The 17,474-nt window shown below is 66.2% G+C and carries 16 protein-coding genes; 13 read left to right on the top strand and 3 right to left on the bottom strand.

What is annotated here, in order from left to right:
- Window positions 1-126 precede the first annotated feature (126 nt).
- The 7 genes from AAFG07_RS39720 (at window position 127) to AAFG07_RS39690 (ending at window position 7,435) form a co-directional block, all read left to right on the top strand.
- Entirely contained in the window at window positions 127-1,746 is a 1,620-nt protein-coding gene (locus AAFG07_RS39720) for an ABC transporter substrate-binding protein (protein ID WP_342729384.1), read from the top strand.
- A 197-nt stretch (window positions 1,747-1,943) separates the two neighbouring features.
- Window positions 1,944-2,897 (top strand): ABC transporter permease, encoded by a 954-nt coding sequence (locus AAFG07_RS39715; protein ID WP_176528672.1) that lies wholly within the window; start codon window positions 1,944-1,946, stop codon window positions 2,895-2,897.
- A 2-nt stretch (window positions 2,898-2,899) separates the two neighbouring features.
- Entirely contained in the window at window positions 2,900-3,787 is an 888-nt protein-coding gene (locus AAFG07_RS39710; protein WP_342725005.1) for an ABC transporter permease, read from the top strand.
- Window positions 3,788-3,790: 3 nt separating this feature from the next.
- Complete coding sequence (locus AAFG07_RS39705; RefSeq protein WP_342725004.1) at window positions 3,791-4,864, top strand: oligopeptide/dipeptide ABC transporter ATP-binding protein; 1,074 nt, start codon at window positions 3,791-3,793, stop codon at window positions 4,862-4,864.
- Window positions 4,861-5,052 (top strand): hypothetical protein, encoded by a 192-nt coding sequence (locus tag AAFG07_RS39700; RefSeq protein ID WP_229164996.1) that lies wholly within the window; start codon window positions 4,861-4,863, stop codon window positions 5,050-5,052. The genes AAFG07_RS39705 and AAFG07_RS39700 overlap by 4 nt, the downstream gene beginning before the upstream one ends.
- Window positions 5,049-6,461 (top strand): amidase, encoded by a 1,413-nt coding sequence (locus AAFG07_RS39695; protein ID WP_342725003.1) that lies wholly within the window; start codon window positions 5,049-5,051, stop codon window positions 6,459-6,461. Before AAFG07_RS39700 ends, AAFG07_RS39695 begins: the two co-directional genes overlap by 4 nt.
- On the top strand, window positions 6,458-7,435 hold the full coding sequence (locus AAFG07_RS39690; RefSeq protein ID WP_342725002.1) for an ABC transporter ATP-binding protein: 978 nt from the start codon (window positions 6,458-6,460) through the stop codon (window positions 7,433-7,435). The genes AAFG07_RS39695 and AAFG07_RS39690 overlap by 4 nt, the downstream gene beginning before the upstream one ends.
- Window positions 7,436-7,644: 209 nt before the next feature.
- On the opposite strand, the gene AAFG07_RS39685 is transcribed toward AAFG07_RS39690, so the two are convergent.
- Entirely contained in the window at window positions 7,645-8,553 is a 909-nt protein-coding gene (locus tag AAFG07_RS39685) for a LysR substrate-binding domain-containing protein (RefSeq protein WP_342725001.1), read from the bottom strand.
- A gap of 112 nt (window positions 8,554-8,665) precedes the next feature.
- Here AAFG07_RS39685 and AAFG07_RS39680 point away from each other — a divergent pair, with 112 nt between their 5' ends.
- From AAFG07_RS39680 to AAFG07_RS39670, 3 genes are all read left to right on the top strand, one after another.
- The gene (locus AAFG07_RS39680) at window positions 8,666-9,460 is read left to right on the top strand and encodes an acyl-CoA thioesterase domain-containing protein (RefSeq protein WP_342725000.1); all 795 of its coding nucleotides are present in this window, start codon (window positions 8,666-8,668) and stop codon (window positions 9,458-9,460) included.
- 149 nt (window positions 9,461-9,609) lie between these two features.
- Entirely contained in the window at window positions 9,610-11,361 is a 1,752-nt protein-coding gene (locus AAFG07_RS39675) for a type I secretion system permease/ATPase (protein ID WP_342724999.1), read from the top strand.
- Entirely contained in the window at window positions 11,358-12,680 is a 1,323-nt protein-coding gene (locus tag AAFG07_RS39670; RefSeq protein ID WP_342724998.1) for an HlyD family type I secretion periplasmic adaptor subunit, read from the top strand. The genes AAFG07_RS39675 and AAFG07_RS39670 overlap by 4 nt, the downstream gene beginning before the upstream one ends.
- A gap of 315 nt (window positions 12,681-12,995) precedes the next feature.
- Here AAFG07_RS39670 and AAFG07_RS39665 read toward each other — a convergent pair whose 3' ends face one another.
- The gene (locus AAFG07_RS39665; protein ID WP_342724996.1) at window positions 12,996-13,478 is read right to left on the bottom strand and encodes a CinA family protein; all 483 of its coding nucleotides are present in this window, start codon (window positions 13,476-13,478) and stop codon (window positions 12,996-12,998) included.
- A gap of 197 nt (window positions 13,479-13,675) precedes the next feature.
- Between AAFG07_RS39665 and AAFG07_RS39660 the strand changes: the two genes are divergently transcribed.
- Genes AAFG07_RS39660 through AAFG07_RS39650 form a run of 3 tightly spaced genes read left to right on the top strand, consistent with a single transcriptional unit; the run spans window position 13,676 to window position 16,272 of the window.
- On the top strand, window positions 13,676-14,752 hold the full coding sequence (locus AAFG07_RS39660) for an amidohydrolase family protein (protein WP_342724995.1): 1,077 nt from the start codon (window positions 13,676-13,678) through the stop codon (window positions 14,750-14,752).
- Window positions 14,749-15,858: an amidohydrolase family protein gene (locus AAFG07_RS39655; RefSeq protein WP_342724993.1), complete on the top strand. Its 1,110-nt coding sequence runs from the start codon at window positions 14,749-14,751 to the stop codon at window positions 15,856-15,858. The genes AAFG07_RS39660 and AAFG07_RS39655 overlap by 4 nt, the downstream gene beginning before the upstream one ends.
- Window positions 15,859-16,272, top strand: a complete 414-nt coding sequence (locus AAFG07_RS39650; RefSeq protein WP_016846808.1) for a Rieske (2Fe-2S) protein — start codon at window positions 15,859-15,861, stop codon at window positions 16,270-16,272.
- Between the two features lie 97 nt (window positions 16,273-16,369).
- On the opposite strand, the gene tcuB is transcribed toward AAFG07_RS39650, so the two are convergent.
- Complete coding sequence (gene tcuB, locus AAFG07_RS39645) at window positions 16,370-17,473, bottom strand: tricarballylate utilization 4Fe-4S protein TcuB (RefSeq protein ID WP_342729383.1); 1,104 nt, start codon at window positions 17,471-17,473, stop codon at window positions 16,370-16,372.
- Window position 17,474 lies beyond the last annotated feature (1 nt).

The raw sequence follows: 17,474 nt of genomic DNA, 5'->3' as shown, positions 1-17,474 counted from the left end.
GCTGAAGAACTATTCCCCTTGGCACAGGCATTGCATACGCTTGCCCAAGAAATAATCACTAAAACGTCACCAGACTTCGAAGGGGTTGCTCAGATGCGTAACAGGAAGACCAATGCGACGGCGATCATGCTGGCGCTTGCGATCGCCAATTGTGTGCCGGCGATCGCCAGCGCTGAGTCCGTGCTGCGCATTGGCATGACGGCTGCCGATATTCCGCGCACGCTCGGGCAGCCCGACCAGGGTTTTGAGGGCAATCGCTTCACCGGGCTCACGATGTATGACGCGCTGACGATGTGGGACCTGTCCTCGTCGGACAAGGCGAGCGCGCTGATTCCGGGCCTTGCCACCGAGTGGAAGGTCGACGAAGCCGACAAGACGAAGTGGGTCTTCAAGCTGCGTCCCGGCGTCAGCTTTCACGACGGCTCGCCGTTCAATGCCGATGCGGTGGTCTGGAACGTCGACAAGGTGCTGAAGCAGGACGCGCCGCAATACGATGCGAGCCAGGTCGGTGTCACCGCCTCGCGCATGCCGACCTTGGTCTCGGCGCGCAAGATCGACGACATGACGGTGGAGTTGACCACCAAGGAGCCGGACAGCTTCCTGCCGATCAACCTCACCAATCTGTTCATGGCAAGCCCGGCCAAGTGGCAGCAATTCTACGACAAGGCCGAAGGTGCCGACGCCAAGGCGAAGTCGCAGGCCGCATGGGCCGCGTTCGCCAAGGACGCTTCGGGCACCGGCCCGTGGAAGATGTCGAGCTTCACCCCGCGCGAGCGGCTCGAACTGGTGAAGAACGAGAACTACTGGGACAAGGCCCGCGTGCCGAAGACCGACAAGATGGTGCTGTTGCCGATGCCCGAGGCCAACGCGCGCACTGCGGCGCTGCTGTCGGGGCAGGTGAACTGGATCGAGGCGCCGGCGCCCGACGCGCTGCCCGAAATCAAGCAGCGTGGCTTCAATCTCTATTCCAACGAGGAGCCGCATGTCTGGCCGTGGCAGTTCTCCCGCGTCGAGGGCTCGCCGTGGAATGACATCCGCGTCCGCAAGGCCGCCAATCTCTGCATCGATCGCGAAGGGCTGCGCGACGGCCTGCTTGCGGGGCTGATGGTGCCGGCAACCGGCACGTTCGAGCCCGGCCATCCCTGGCGCGGCAACCCGACCTTCCAGATCAAGTATGACAAGCCGGCCGCGCAGAAGCTGATGCAGGAGGCCGGCTTCGGTCCGAACAAGAAGCTGACGGTCAAGATCCAGACCTCGGCGTCGGGCTCGGGCCAGATGCTGCCGCTGCCCATGAACGAGTATCTGCAGCAGGCTTTGGCCGAGTGCTACTTCGATGTGCAGCTCGACGTCATCGAGTGGAATACGCTGTTCACCAACTGGCGGCGCGGCGCCAAGGATCCGTCGGCCAATGGATCGAACGCGACCAACGTCACCTATGCGGCGATGGATCCGTTCTTCGCGCTGGTGCGCTTCCTGCAATCGGGTATGGCGCCGCCTGTCTCGAACAATTGGGGCTTCATCAACAATCCGAAGTTCGATGAGCTGGTGAAGAAGGCCCGCCAGACCTTCGAACCGGCGGCGCGCGACGCCGCGCTTGCCGAACTGCACGCCGCCTCGGTCGACGATGCGGCGTTCCTGTACGTCGCTCACGACGTTGCGCCGCGCGCGATGAGCCCGAAGGTCAAGGGCTTTGTGCAGCCGAAGAGCTGGTTCGTCGACTTTTCGCCGGTCTCGGTCGTGCCGTGAGTTAACGCGCGGCGCTCTAGGTCCCCTCTCCCCTTGTGGGAGAGGGTGGCTTCGCGAGAGCGAAGCCGGGTGAGGGGGTGTCTCCGCGGACACTCCTCGCTGAAATAAAATGACTGGATCCGCGGATAGAACCCCTCATCCGGCGCGCTCTGCGCGCCACCTTCTCCCACAAGGGGAGAAGGAAGAAAGAACCCAACGTGCTCGCCTATACGTCCAGACGGATCGTCTACGTCATTCCGATCGTGCTCAGCGTTGCGCTCGTGTGCTTCCTGTTGGTGCACATCACGCCCGGCGATCCGCTGGTCGCGGTGCTGCCGGCCGATGCCTCGCAGGAGCTCGCCGCGCAGTTGCGCAGCGCCTACGGCTTCGATCGCCCATTGCCGGTGCAGTTTGGCCTGTGGCTGTGGCGCGCGATCCATGGCGATCTCGGCAATTCGATTGCGACCGGGCGGCCTGTGCTGTCGGAGGTGATGCGCGCGGTCGGCAACACCGTGATGCTGGCGATTGCGGCCGCGATGATCGGCTTCACGCTCGGCCTGCTGTTCGGGCTGATCGCCGGCTATTTCCGCGACACCTGGGTCGACAAGGTCGCGACGTCGGTTGCCATCGCCGGTGTCTCGCTGCCGCATTACTGGCTCGGCATGGTGCTGGTCATCATCTTCTCGGTGCAGCTCAACTGGCTGCCCGCGGTCGGTGCAGGCCCGGGCGGCTCCGGCGCCTGGGCGTGGGACTGGGAGCATCTGCGCTATCTGGTGCTGCCGGCGATCACCACCTCGGTGATCCCGATGGGCATCGTCACCCGAACGGTGCGCGCGCTGACCGGCGACATCCTGAGCCAGGATTTTGTCGAGGCGCTGCGCGCCAAGGGCCTGCGCGAGACCGGCGTGTTCCGCCACGTCATCAAGAACGCGGCGCCGACCGCGCTTGCGGTGATGGGTCTGCAACTCGGCTACATGCTCGGCGGCTCGATCCTGATCGAGACCGTGTTCTCCTGGCCGGGCTCGGGGCTCCTGCTGAACTCGGCGATCTTCCAGCGCGATCTTCCGCTGTTGCAGGGCACGATCCTGGTGCTGGCGCTGTTCTTCGTGCTGCTCAATCTCCTGGTCGATATCGCGCAGGCCGCGATCGATCCGCGCATCAAGCGGAGCTAGCCATGAGTGCGATGTCAGATACTGCATTGCAGGCCGCGCCCGCGACCAAGGCGCGCGGCTACTGGGCGACGGTTGGGCGCCGCATCAGGCGCGACAAGGTCAGCATGGCCTGCGCCATCATCCTGGTGCTGATCTTCGCCTCTGCGCTGCTGGCGCCATGGCTGCATCTCGCCGATCCCTATCAGGGCTCGATGATCCGTCGTCTCCGCCACATCGGCACGCCGGGCTATCCGCTCGGTACCGACGAGCTCGGCCGCGACATGCTGGCGCGGCTGATCTACGGCGGACGGCTGTCGCTGCTGATCGGCATCCTGCCGGTGATCCTCGCCTTCATGATCGGCACCTCGCTCGGCCTCGTCGCAGGCTATGTCGGCGGCAAGCTCAACACCGCGATCATGCGCACCGTCGACGTGTTCTACGCCTTCCCGTCGGTGTTGCTGGCGATCGCGATCTCGGGGGCGCTCGGTGCCGGCATCACCAACTCGATCGTATCGCTGACCATCGTGTTCGTGCCGCAGATCACCCGCGTCGCCGAAAGCGTCACCACCGGTGTCCGCAACATGGATTTCGTCGAGGCGGCGCGCGCGTCCGGCGCCGGTCCTTTCACCATCATGCGCGTGCACATGCTCGGCAATGTGCTGGGCCCGATCTTCGTCTACGCCACCGGCCTGATCTCGGTGTCGATGATCCTCGCCGCGGGCCTCTCGTTCCTCGGGCTCGGCACCAAGCCGCCGGAGCCGGAATGGGGCTTGATGCTGAACACGCTGCGTACCGCGATCTATGTCAATCCGTGGGTCGCGGCGCTGCCGGGCGCGATGATCTTCGCGGTCTCGATCTGCTTCAATCTGCTCAGCGACGGCATGCGCAGCGCCATGGACATCAGGAACTAGAGCATGAGCGAGGCCAATCTCTCCGTCGATATGCTGGAGCCGGTCGCCGATATCGGCGGCGCCGCGCAGCCGCTGCTGCAGGTCAATGGATTGACCAAGCACTTCCCGGTGCGCGGCGGGCTGTTCAGCCCGCGCAAGACCGTGCGTGCCGTCGACGATGTCTCGTTCGCGGTCATGAAGGGTGAGACCGTCGGCATTGTCGGCGAATCCGGCTGCGGCAAGTCGACCACCGCGCGGCTGTTGATGCATCTGATGGCGCGCGATGCCGGCGACATCATCTTTGACGGCCGGCAGGTCGGCCCGGCGCTCTCGCTGCGCGATTTGCGGCGCGGCGTGCAGATGGTGTTCCAGGACAGCTACGCCTCGCTCAACCCGCGCCTCACCATCGAGGAATCGATCGCGTTCGGACCAAAAGTCCACGGCATGGCCGACGACACGGCGCGGACGCTGGCGCGCGAGCTGCTCGGCAAGGTGGGCTTGCGGCCGGAGATTTTCGCCAACCGCTATCCGCATGAAGTGTCCGGCGGCCAGCGCCAGCGCGTCAATATCGCCCGCGCGCTCGCGCTGTCGCCGCGGCTCGTGATCCTCGACGAGGCGGTTTCCGCGCTCGACAAATCGGTCGAGGCGCAGGTGCTCAATCTGCTCGCCGACCTGAAGCGCGAATTCGGCCTGACCTATCTGTTCATCAGCCACGATCTCAACGTGGTCCGCTACATCTCCGATCGCGTGCTGGTGATGTATCTCGGCGAGGTCGTCGAGCTCGGCCCGGTCGACGCGGTCTGGGACGCGCCGGCGCATCCCTATACCCGCGCGCTGCTGGCGGCGATGCCGTCATCCGATCCCGACAGGCGCACGGAGGTACCGCCGATCTCGGGCGATCCGCCCAATCCGATCGATCCGCCGGCCGGCTGCCGGTTTCACACCCGTTGTCCATTTGCGGAGCCGCTCTGCGCAAACGACACGCCAAAACTCAGCGATCTCGATACAATGGGCCATCAAGCGGCGTGCTACATGGCCATTGCTGGCTCGGGGCACAGCCGCGCGCCGGCAAAAGCAAAAGGAGAAAACGCGGCATGACCAGACCAACTCCCAAGGACGTCAAGGTGATCGCGCACGTCGCCGACGTGCCCGCCGATGACGATGTCGCCGCCCGCATCGCCAACTCGATCGGACCGGCATTCGACGGCTTCGCGCCGATCTCCGGCACGCTGCCGTTCGATCTCGAACCCGCGAGCTTCCTGCTGGCGCAGAAGGTGTCGAAATGAGCACCGAACCGGCCCTGATGACGCTGACCGCGGTCGCCAAGGCGATTGCCGACAAGAAAGTCTCCTCGCATGAGGTGACGCGCGCCGTACTGCATCGCATCGCGGAATGGCAGCCGCGCCTCAACGCCTATATGGCGATCGAATCCGAACAGGCGCTTGCGGCCGCCACCGAAGCTGACGCCGCGCTCGCCAAGGGCAACAGCCGGGGCGCGCTGCACGGCGTGCCGCTGGCGCACAAGGACATGTATTACGAGGCCGGCAAGGTCGTGACCTGCGGCTCGCTGATCCGCCGCGACTTCGTGCCGAAGACGACCGCGACGGCATTGCAGCGGCTGAAGGATGCCGGGCAGGTTCGGCTCGGCTCGCTGCAGATGGTCGAGTTCGCCTATGGGCCGACCGGCCACAATGTGCATTACGGCGCGGTGCGCAATCCCTGGAATGTCCAGCACATCACCGGAGGCTCGTCGTCGGGCTCGGGCTCGGCGGTCGCCGCGCGCTTGACCTTTGCCGCGCTGGGTTCCGACACCGGCGGCTCGGTGCGCATGCCCGCGCATTTCTGCGGCGTCACCGGCCTCAAGACGACGGTCGGCCGCGTCAGCCGCGCGGGCGCGATGCCGTTGTCGCAGTCGCTCGACACCGTCGGTCCGCTGGCGCAGACCGCGGAGGATTGCGCGCTGCTGCTCGGCCTGATGGCCGGCGCCGATTCCGAGGACCTGACGGCGTCGACGCAACCGGTGCCCGACTATCTGGCCGCGACCAGACAATCGCTGAAGGGTCTCAAGATCGGCGTCCCGACGGCGTTCTATGTCGACGACCTCGATGGCGAGGTCGCGCGCATCCTCGACGAGACGGTGGCCACCTTGAAGAAGGAAGGCGCCGAGATCGTCAAGGTCGAGCTGCCCGATCAGCGCCAGCTCAGCGCCGCGTCGCAACTCGTGCTCGCGGCCGAGGCCGCGGCCTATCACAAGCGCTGGATGATCGAGCGGCCGCAGGATTACGGCGCGCAGGTCCTGATGCGGCTGCAGAATGGCCTCACCATTCCCGCGGTCACCTACCTCGAGGCGATGCGCTGGCGCGGACCCGCGCTCGCCGCGCACAACGCGGCGGTCAGTGGCGTCGATGCGGTGATCGCGCCGTCGGCCCCGGTGCCGGCGCCGACGATCGCCGAGAGCGATGTCGGCAACGGTCCGGGCGCGGAAGCGGTGATCCAGCGGCTGACGAGGTTCACCCGCCCGGTCAACTATCTCGGCCTGCCGTCGCTCTCGATCCCCTCGGGCTTCACCAAGGCGGGTCTGCCGGTCGGCATGCAGCTGATCGGCCGCTCCTTCGAGGAAGCGGTGTTGCTCCGGATCGGCGCCGCCTTCCAGCGCGCGACCGACTTCCACGCCAGGGTCCCCAAGCTCGCATGACCAGTCTCGTCGAGATCAACAACCTCAACATCCGCTTCACCGGAGATCGCACGGTCCATGCCGTGAACGATCTCAGCCTACAGCTCGGCGAGGGCGAGGTGTTGGGGCTGCTCGGCGAGTCCGGCTCGGGCAAGAGCGTGACGCTGCGCGCGCTGATGCGGCTGCTACCGAAGAAACGCACGCAGATCTCCGGCAGCGTCAATGTGCTTGGCCGGGACGTGCTGGCGATGGATGACGAGGCGCTGTCCGCATTCCGCGGCCAGACCGTCTCGATGATCTTCCAGGAGCCGGCGCTGGCGCTCGATCCGGTCTACACGATCGGCCGCCAGATCGCGGAAACGGTGATGCGCCACGAGGGCAAGAGCGAGCGCGACGCCACCGCGCGCGCGCTCGAGATGCTCGAGGTGGTGCGGATCCCCTCCGCGAAACGAAGGCTCGACTCCTATCCGCACGAGATGTCGGGCGGCATGCGCCAACGTGCGATGATCGCGTTGGCGCTGGCCTGCAAGCCGAAGATCCTGCTCGCGGACGAGCCGACCACCGCGCTCGATGCCACCGTGCAGATCCAGATCCTGCTGCTGCTGCGCGAGCTGCAGCGCGAATTCGGAATGTCCGTCATCTTCGTCACCCACGATATCGGCGTCGCCATCGAGATCTGCGACCGGGTCGCGGTGATGTATGCCGGCCAGATCGTGGAGCAGGGCGCCTTGCGCGATATCGTGCGCACGCCGGTTCATCCCTATGCGAAGGGCCTGCTGGCCTCGACCATTCACGGCGCGATGCGCGGTCAGCGGCTCGAGACCATTCCGGGCACGCCGCCCTCGCTCGATCACGCGCCGGCCAGCTGCTCGTTTGCACCGCGCTGCAAGTTCGCCGAGCCGCGCTGCAGTGAACAATTGCCGCCCAGCGTGCAAACCGCGCCCGGGCATCTGGCGCGCTGTGTTCTGGCAGAACCGGCGGTCGCCGCGGTCTAAAACGCGTAGCCTTTTGGCTGAATCAGTCGGACCGCAGACTCGTTTCGCCTCTCCCGCTTGCGGGGGAGGCCGACGCGCGTAGCGCGGCGGGTGGGGGTTCTCTCCACGATATGGCTCGCGGATAGACCCCCACCCCAGCCCTCCCCCGCAAGCGGGAGAGGCAGCGCAACGTCTTTGCGGTCGCAGGTTCGACCTGGCTTCATCACACTTTAGCTCGCCCGCGCCACCGCGTCGGCGATCCAGCGCCGCACCGCCGCGATCCGCCGGTCTCGTGCCAGCTCGGTGCGGGAGACCAGGTAGATCGTCTCGTGATGCGCGGCCTCGAATGCAAACGGCGCCACCAGCCGCTTGCCGAAGCCCGGCCGCGCCTTGATCAGGGGCGCCATTGCGAGCGCCACGCCGAGCCCGTGTTCCGCAGCCTCCAGCATCGCCGGCACGCTGTCGAGCCACAGATGCCCGCGCGGGGCGAGATGCGGCAAGCCGGCCTCCTTCAGCCAGGTCGGCCACGCCCGCGGTTGCGTCGTGACATGGATCAGCACCTCGCGGGACAGGTCTGCAGGGCTCCGAAGCCCCGCCTTGACCATCGCCGGTATGCAGACCGGCAATCCCCTGACCTGGACCAACGGCTCGACCTTCAGCCCGGCGGCATGTTCCCGCCCGTAGCGGATCGCGACATCGACGCGCGAGCCGTTGAAGTCGGCATATTGGTGGGTGGCCTCGATCCGCAGCGTCAGTTGCGGATGACGCCGCTTGAACTCCGGCAGCGCCGGCAGCAGCACGGCGCTGGTGAAGAACGGCAAAGAGCTGATCCACAGCTCGCCGCTGGCCTCGCCGCGTTGCCGCAGCATGTCGCGGCTCGCCTCCTGCAACGTCGCCAGCGCGGCCGACACCTTTGCCAGGTAACGTTCGCCGTCCGCGGTCAGCCGCACTGAGCGCGCGCCGCGGACGAACAGCTTGGTGCCGAACTGCTGCTCCAGTCCGCGGATCTGATGGCTGATCGCCGACGGGCTCAGCGACAGGTCGTGCGCGGCGCGGCGGAAGCTGAGCTGGGTTGCCGCGCGCTCGAAGGCGAGCAGCGCGGTCAGCGGCGGGATGGCCCGCGGATCCGGGGCGTCCAATGGGTGAATCCTGTTCACCTGAAGTGATGAATGGCCTTTTGTCATGGTCGCCATTCTTGGATCAGATTGCTCCCACGCTCAATTCTGCTCACCTCAGAAGATCTCATCCGCCTTGGCCATTTTCGAACCGCTCGCCACGCCGCATCACTGGAAGCCCGCTGCGCTGGCGGCGGGGCCGTTCGCAGGCCTCCAGGGCGGAGCGGTCGCAAGCCTCCTGACCGCCGAGGTCGAGGCGATGGCAGGTCCGCGCAACTGGGGCACCGCGATATCGGCGTGCGCCTGGTTCCTGCGGCCGGCGCCGATGGCGGAATTGCGCACGCAAGTCGCAGTCGTGACCGAGGGCGGCCGGGTCAGCGTCGTCGACAACACGCTGTGGCCGGCCGGCGAGGAGCAGCCCTGTGCGACGGTGCGCGTGACGCTGTCGCGCGAACGTGCGGTCGATGTCCCCGGCTTTCACGGCAGCGCAGCCGACCCGGTGGATCCCACGGTCTTTCCGTTGCGCAGCCCGCACGCGGTCCATGGCCGCAGCTGGTTCATGGACGCGATGGAAGCCCGCGCCGGCGACGACGTCGCCTGGTTTCGCATGCGTCACAGCGTGATCGCGGATGCCGGCCCGCTGGCGCGCGTGCTCGGTCCGGCCGACTGGACCCACGGCATCGCGCGTCCGGTGCAGAACGTGGTGGCCGACCCCAATCCGAACCTTGCGGTGCAGCTGTTCAGGCCGCCGCGGGGCGCGTGGATCGGTATTCGCGCCGAGGCCCGCTGGCGCCCGGAGGCCGGGCTTGGCGTCGGCAGCGGGGTATTGCTCGACGTGGAAGGCGAGATCGGCCGGGTCTCGATGTCGGTCATTCTCGTGCCCTTTCCGAGAAGCGCACCCGCTGCGGGTCCGGGTTCCGCGGCCGGTTAACCCTAATTATTCCGTCAACTGTCTGTGGGATCACAAAAATAGGCCGCGAACCATGCTTTGGTTGGCGCGACTTGAAATGGACGGTGGTCGCAAACGTCTGTACAACGTGGCGATCACGTAACTCTTTTGTTTTGCAGAGATCGGTTTTTATGGCAGCCGCGCCCGCTGTCCGGCGTTCCGAACTGGCTGAGGCGCTGCGCGCATGCCGCAGTGCCTTCATCGGCGTCGGCCTCATCAGTTGCATGATCAACCTGTTGTATCTGACAGGCTCGATGTTCATGCTGCAGGTCTACGACCGCGTGCTGCCGAGCCGCAGTGTTCCGACCCTGGTCGGCCTCGTCGTCATCGCCGCGGTCCTCTACATGGCCCAGGGCGTGCTCGATCTGTTGCGCGGACGGATCCTCGGCCGCGTCGGCACCTCGCTCGACGAAGCGCTCAATGCGCGGGTGTTCGACACCATCGTGCGGCTGCCGCTGATGGCCGGCAATCGCAGCGAGGGCCTGCAGCCGCTGCGCGACCTCGACAATGTGCGTTCCTTCCTCGGCAGCATGGGTCCCGGCGCGTTCTTCGACCTGCCCTGGCTGCCGTTCTACATGCTGATCTGCTTCGCGTTCCATTGGCTGCTCGGCGTCACGGCGCTGGTCGGCGCTGTCATCCTGGTGACGCTGACGCTGATCACCGAATACATGTCGCGCACGCCGGCCAGGGAAGCGATGTCGCTCGCGGCGCGGCGCAACGATCTCGCCGCTTCCAGCCGCCGCAACGCCGAAGTGCTCGTGGCGATGGGCATGGCCGGGCGGATGAACAAGCGCTGGAACGAAGCCAACGAGGAATATCTATCCGGCAACCAGCGTGCGAGCGACGTGAGCGGCGGGCTCGGTGCGGTCGCCAAGGTGCTGCGCATGATGCTGCAGTCGGCGGTGCTCGCGGTCGGTGCCTATCTCGTGATCCACCAGGAGGCCACCGGCGGCATCATCATCGCCGGCTCGATCCTGAGCGCGCGGGCGCTGGCGCCGGTCGATCTCGCGATCGCGCATTGGAAGAGCTTCGTCGCCGCGCGGCAGAGCTGGCAGCGCCTCAACCGCCTGCTGCAGCAGATTCCGGCGCGGCCGGAGCAGACGCTGCTGCAGGCGCCGCAGAAGAAACTCTCGGTCGAGGCGGTGACCATGGTTGCGCCGGGCGACCAGCGCCCGATCGTGCAGGATGTCACCTTCGCCGTCGAAGCCGGCAGCGGCGTCGGTGTGATCGGCCCGAGCGGTTCCGGCAAATCGTCGCTGATCCGGGCGCTGGTCGGCGTATGGGTGCCGGCGCGCGGCAAGGTACGGCTCGACGGTGCCGCGCTGGATCAGTGGTCGTCGGATCAACTCGGACGCCATGTCGGCTATTTGCCGCAGGACGTCGAACTGTTCGCCGGCACGGTCGCGCAGAACATCTGCCGGTTCGACCCCGACGCCAAGTCCGACGGTATCATCGCGGCGGCCAAGGAGGCCGGCGTGCATGAGATGATCATCAAGATGCGCGAGGGCTACGACACCCAGGTCGGCGAGCAGGGCACTGCGCTTTCCGCCGGCCAGGCGCAGCGCGTCGCGCTGGCGCGCGCGCTCTACGGCAATCCGTTCCTGATCGTGCTGGACGAGCCGAACTCCAATCTCGACAGCGAAGGCGACGAGGCGCTGACCCGCGCGGTGCGTGGCGCCCGCGAGCGCGGTGCCGTCGTCGTCGTGGTCGCACACCGGCCGATCGGCATCGAGGGCGTCGACCAGTTGCTGGTGCTCAAGGACGGCCGCATGCAGACCTTCGGGCCGAAGGAGACCGTGCTCGCGCAGGTGCTGCAGCGCGTCGCGCCGCCGGCGCCCACGCCGATCAAGATCGTCGCCGATGCGGGGGCGACCAAGTCATGAGCGACCGCATGACCGATCAGCCGCGCAACGCACATGCTTCGATCAGAAAGCACCTCGTGGTCGGCCTCGTCGTGGTCCTGGTTCTGGGCGGCGGCGTCGGCGGCTGGGCCGCGACGGTGCCGATCTCGGGCGCGCTGATCGCGCCGGGCTCGGTGGTTGTCGATACCAACGTCAAGAAGGTGCAGCATCCGACCGGCGGCGTCGTCGGCGAAATCCTGGCGCGCGACGGCGACACGGTCAAGGCGGGCGACGTCGTCGTGCGTCTCGACGAGACCGTCGTGAAGGCGAGCCTTGCGATCGTGGTCAAGACGCTGAACGGTCTCTATGCGCGTGCAGCCCGGCTCCAGGCCGAGCAGCAGGGCCTCGACAAGATCGCGTATCCGCCGCAGCTCACCGAGCAGGCGCGGGATCCCGACGTCCGCGATATCATGGCGAACGAAACCAAGCTGTTCGAGGTCCGGGTCAACGGCCGCGCCGGCCAGAAGGCGCAGCTGCGCGAACGCGTCACCCAGCTCAACGAGGAAATCGCCGGCCTGCAGGCGCAGGAAACCTCCAAGGACAAGGAGATCGCGTTGGTGCAGCAGGAGCTGGTCGGCGTCCGCCAGCTCTATGAGCAGCATCTGGTGCAGCTCACCCGCCTCACCACGCTGGAGCGCGACGCGGCGCGGCTCTCCGGCGAGCGTGCGCAGTACATTGCCTCGCGCGCCCAGGCCAAGGGCAAGATCACCGAGACCGAGCTGCAGATCATCCAGGTCGACAAGGACATGCTCTCGGAGGTCTCGAAGGACCTGCGCGAGGCCAACGACAAGATCGGCGAATTCGTCGAGCGCAAGGTGACCGCCGAGGACCAGCTCCGCCGCATCGATATCCGCGCCCCGCAGGACGGCGTGGTGCTGCAATCGACCGTCCACACGGTCGGCGGCGTCGTCACCGCGGGCGATGCCATCATGATGATCGTGCCCAGGGCCGACGACCTGTCGGTCGAAGCCAAGGTCAACCCACAGGACATCGACAAGCTCCAGGTCGGACAGAAGACCGTGCTGCGGCTCTCCGCCTTCAACCAGCGCACCACGCCGGAGCTGAACGGCGTCGTCGCCCGCGTCTCTGCCGACGTCAACACCGACCAGCGCACCGGGCAGAGCTACTACACGATCCGCGTCTCGATGCCGCCCGAAGAAGTCGCGCGCCTCGGCAGCGAGGTGAAGATCATCCCCGGCATGCCGGTGGAAGCCTTCGTCCAGACCGGCGACCGCACCATGATGTCGTACCTGATGAAGCCGCTGAGCGACCAGTTCATGCGCTCGTTCCGCGAGAAGTGAGTTTTTCGCAGAAGCTCTCGTAGCCCGGATGAAGCCAACGGGTCGCGCGAACGCGGGCCCGATGACAGGCTCCGCGAAATCCGAGAACGGTCGCGCGGCGAATGCAGCTGCCCCGGATTGCGCTTCGCTTCATCCGGGCTACGGCCGCTTAACCCAGAGCGGGCTCTTTCCCCACGTCGTCCCTGCGAAAGCAGGGACCCATAACCACTGGATCGAGTTGTTGGGGCAGGCTGTAGCTCCAGCGGAGCATCGCAATTGCCATCGGTGGTTATGGGTCCCGGGTCGCGCTTCGCTTGCCCGGGACGACGCGGAAATTTACCGCTGCAGATTCTTCAACAACAGCTCCAGCGCTGCCTTTGCGAACGCCTGCATGTTGGCCTGCCGGTCGCAGCTCGCGGTTTCCAGCGTGATCACCTGTTGCCGGGGACCTGCGACCGCCATGCAGCTATGGCCGGCGGCATCGCCGTAGCGGTTGCCGGTCGGGCCGGCGGCGCCGGTCTCCGACAATCCCCAATCGGTCGAGAGGCGCTCGCGGATCTGGCGTGCCAGCAGTTGCGCGTAGGGTTCCGACGACGAGCGGAGGCCGCGCATGGCGTCGTCGGGAATGTCCATCAAGGCGCGCCGTGCATCGCGTGTGTAGATCACGCCGCCGCCGAGGAAATAGGCCGACGCGCCCGGCACGGCGAGCAGCGATGCCGAGATCAGGCCGCCGGTGGAGGATTCCGCGACCGCAACCGTCTGCTTGTTCGCGATCAGCTTCGCGGCGACCTGCTCGGCGATGGATATGAGTGCGTTCATCGGCGCTCTTTCTCGTTGCTTGCCATGAAAACTGCCATGAAAACTGCCATGAAAATCCCGTGGGGCGTTCTGCCTTCCTAGCACACCACACCGGCCTCTGCCGAGTTGCGGACCGCAGCCCGGCCTGATTGAATATCGGACAAGAACCAGGCGGCGCCCGACAAGTTGTTGTGAGAGCGTGCGCCGGAGGAAACACCATGACGTTGCCGATCGCGGGTGGCGTGGATTGCGATCTGCATCCCGCCGTGCCTCACCTCACCAGCCTGCTGCCGTACATGAACGACTACTGGCGCGACCAGGTGACGACGCGCGGCATGACCGATCTGATCTCGCAATCCTATCCGACCAATTCGCCGATCGCCTCGCGGCCGGACTGGCGTCCCGCCCAGGGCAAGCCCGGTTCGAGCCTTGCCGACATGCAGCACCAGGCGCTCGACCGGTTCGGCACCGCCACCGGCATCTGCAATCCGCTCTATGGCGTGCAGATGGTGTTCTCCGAGGACATGGCCGATGCGTTCTGCCGCGCGCTGAACGATTGGCTGGTCAAGGAATGGCTCGACAAGGACGATCGTCTGCGCGGCTCGATCGTGATCCCCGTGCAGAGCATCGAGAAGGCGGTCGCCGAAATCGAGCGCTGTGCGCAGGACAAGCGCTTCGTGCAGGTGCTGATGCTCGTGATGGGCGACACGCCGCTCGGCAAGCGTCACTATTGGCCGATCTACGCCGCGGCCGAACGGCTGGGCCTGCCGATCGGCATCCATGCCGGCAGCGCCTATCACAACCCGCCGACCTCGGTCGGCTGGGGGTCCTACCACATCGAGGACTATGTCGCGCAGGCGCAGGCGTTCCAGACCCAGCTCACCAGCCTGATCGTCGAGGGCGTGTTCGCGCGCCATCCGAACCTCAAAATGGTGATGCTGGAGTCCGGTTTCACCTGGCTGCCTCCGTTCCTGTGGCGGCTGCACAAGTTCTGGCGCGGTGTGCGCATGGAAACACCGTGGGTCGACCGCGCGCCGCTGGAGATTGTGCGCAGCAACATCCGTTTCTCGCTGCAGCCGGTCGACGCGCCGCCGGACGGCGACACCCTGAACCGGCTGTTCGACCATATGCAGTCGGACGAATTGATCCTATTCTCGACCGACTACCCGCATTGGCAGTTCGATGGCGACGAGGTGCTGCCGAAGGGGTTGTCGCCGGATCTGGTCCGCAAGATCATGGTCGACAATCCGCATGCGACCTATCCGCGCTTGCAGGTGAAGGAGACGGTGCGATGAACATCCAGATTCGGGAACGTCCCGACGCGGCTGCGTCAGCTGGCATCAAGACCGCGATCGCCGATTGCGACATCCATCCCGCACGCGCGACCAAGGACGAACTGCATCCTTATCTGGCCAAGCGCTGGCACACCCATCTCGAGACCTTCGGCGTCCATCCCTATCAGGGTATGATGGAAGGCCCGCCCTATCCGAAGGCGCAGCCCAATGCCTCGCGCCGCGATGCCTATCCGCCGGAAGGCGGCCCGCAGGGCTCGTCGCTGTCCTTCATGCAGAAGCAGCATCTCGATCCCAACAATGTCGCGCTCGGCGTGCTCAACCCGCTCAACACCGGGCAGGGCATCCGCAACCAGGACCTCGCCGCCGCGATCTGCTCTGCGATCAACGACTGGCAGATCGAGAAATGGACCAGCAAGGACTCGCGCCTGAAGGGCTCGGTCGTCGTCGCCAATGAGGACGGCGTGTCGGCCGCGGCCGAAATCCGCAGGCGCGCGGGCGATACGAATTTCGTCCAGGTGCTGCTGCTGAGCCGCAATGTCGAACCGCTCGGCCAGCGCCGTTACTGGCCGATCTACGAGGCGGCGCAGGAGGCCGGCCTTCCGATCGGCGTGCACGCCTTCGGCTTCGGCGGCAACCCGATCACCGCGTCGGGCTGGCCGAGCTATTACATCGAGGAGATGGTCGGCCACTCGCAATGCCAGCAGACCGCGCTGGCGAGCCTCGTGCTCGAGGGCGTGTTCGAGCGCTTCCCGAAACTGAAGATGGTGATGGTCGAGGCCGGGTTCGGCTGGGCGCCGTCGCTGGCGTGGCGGCTCGACAAGGTGTTTGCGCGGCTGCACGCCGAGGTGCCGCATCTGAAGCGCAAGCCGTCGGAGTATATCCGCGATCACATCTGGTGGACGACGCAGCCGATGGAGGATCCGGAGAGCCGCGACCATCTGTTCCAGACCATCGAGTGGATCGGCTGGGACAAGCTGCTGTTCGCGACCGACTACCCGCACTGGGACTATGACGAGCCGTCGCGCGTGCTGCCGGCCGGCGTCAGCGATGCCAACCGCCAGGCATTCTATCTCGACAATGCGAAGCAGCTGTACGGTATCGCATAGATGGCGCGTCATGTGATCGCCCCGGTGGACGAGCTGCCGCCGGGGTCGCGAAAGTTCCTCGAGATCGACGGGCGGCCGATCGCCGTCTTCAACGTCAAGGGCGAGTTCTTCGGCCTGCTGAACCGCTGCCCGCATCAGGGCGCGGCGCTGTGCGAGGGGCCGCTGATCGGGCTTGCCTCGTCGTCGGACCCCGGCGAGATCGAATACACCAAGCTCGGTGAGATCCTGCGCTGTCCCTGGCACGGCTGGGAGTTCGATATCCGCACCGGCCAGTCCTATTGCGACCCGCGCCGCTTCCGCGTGCGCGCCTATCCCGTCAGTGTCGAGCCGGGCACCAATGTGGTGAAGGGGCCGTATGTCGCCGAGACCATCAAGGTCGCTGTGGAAAGCGACTACGTGGTGGTGGATCTGTAGCGGCATGTCATTCCGGGGCGCGTCGAAGACGCGAACCCGGAATCTCGAGGTTCCGGGTTCGATGCTGCGCATCGCCCCGGAACGACTGTCAATCCGCTTATTCCACCATCATCTGCCGTTCGCGCGCGTAGCGCACCAGCGCGACGAAGCGGTAGATGCCGTGCACGAACTTTCCGTAGGGCATGGTGATGAACAGCGCGAACACCACGCCGAGATGCAGCGCCAGCAGCGGACCCATCGCGGCGCTCTCGCGCCATAGCAGCAAGGCAAGGCCGGTGACGCTGGTCAGGAACAGCATCAGGATGAACGCGGTGTCCATGCCCATCTGCTGCTCGTCGACCAGCACGCGGTCGCGCATCCATTTCTCCGACAAGAGCCCGATCGGGCCGACCACCAGGCCGATGCCGCCGAGCGTGCCGAGCACGACCGGCAGGTCCCACCACGCATAGGGCGCTTCGCGCGCCAAGAGGTAATGGTACAGCGTGCCGACACAGGTCGCGGCGAAGCACAGCACGAAGCCGTAGAAGGTGAAGTGGTGATACAGCTTGCGGCGGTCGGTCGGGTGGTCGTCCTCGTTGAAGCAGCCGACACCGCCACCGTCGAGGTAGCGCAGCTCGCCGGCGTCGCGGACCGCCTGCAGCAGCGACTTCGTGTCCGTTTTCATGCCGACGGGTTCGCCGATCGCGCGCCAGAATGCGCGCACGCCCATCGCCAGCGCGAGGATCGCGTAGAGCAGGGCGGCGCCGAACAGCAGCGCCATCGCATTATGCGGCATCAGCTTGTAGAACGCGCCGGGGCCGGTGTGGATGCCAGTGAGCACGCCGCGGTCGTTGATCGCGGCGAAGCCGAAGATGAACGCGGCGACGCTGAGCGCCGCGATCAGGCTGATGACGAGGCCGTTGCGCGCGAACGCGCCGGCAAAGGCGCGCGGCCAGGCATAAGCGGCATAGGACTCGGCGCGCGCCACCGCCAGCGTCTTCGGGACATTGACGTTGAATTCGTGCGGCGGCGAGAACTGGCAGTCGGTGTAGCAGGCGCCGCAGGCATGGCACAGATTGGCGAGATAGTTGAGGTCGCCGTCGGAGAAGGCACGGCGCATCTCCATCGCGGGAAACACCGCGCACAGGCCCTCGCAATAGCGGCAGGAATTGCACACCGTCATCAGACGGTCGGCTTCCTGCAATATCCTCGTCCCGTGCATC

Source organism: Bradyrhizobium sp. B097, assembly GCF_038957035.1.
Lineage (GTDB): Bacteria > Pseudomonadota > Alphaproteobacteria > Rhizobiales > Xanthobacteraceae > Bradyrhizobium.
This window is presented reverse-complemented; position numbering and strand designations above follow the sequence as displayed.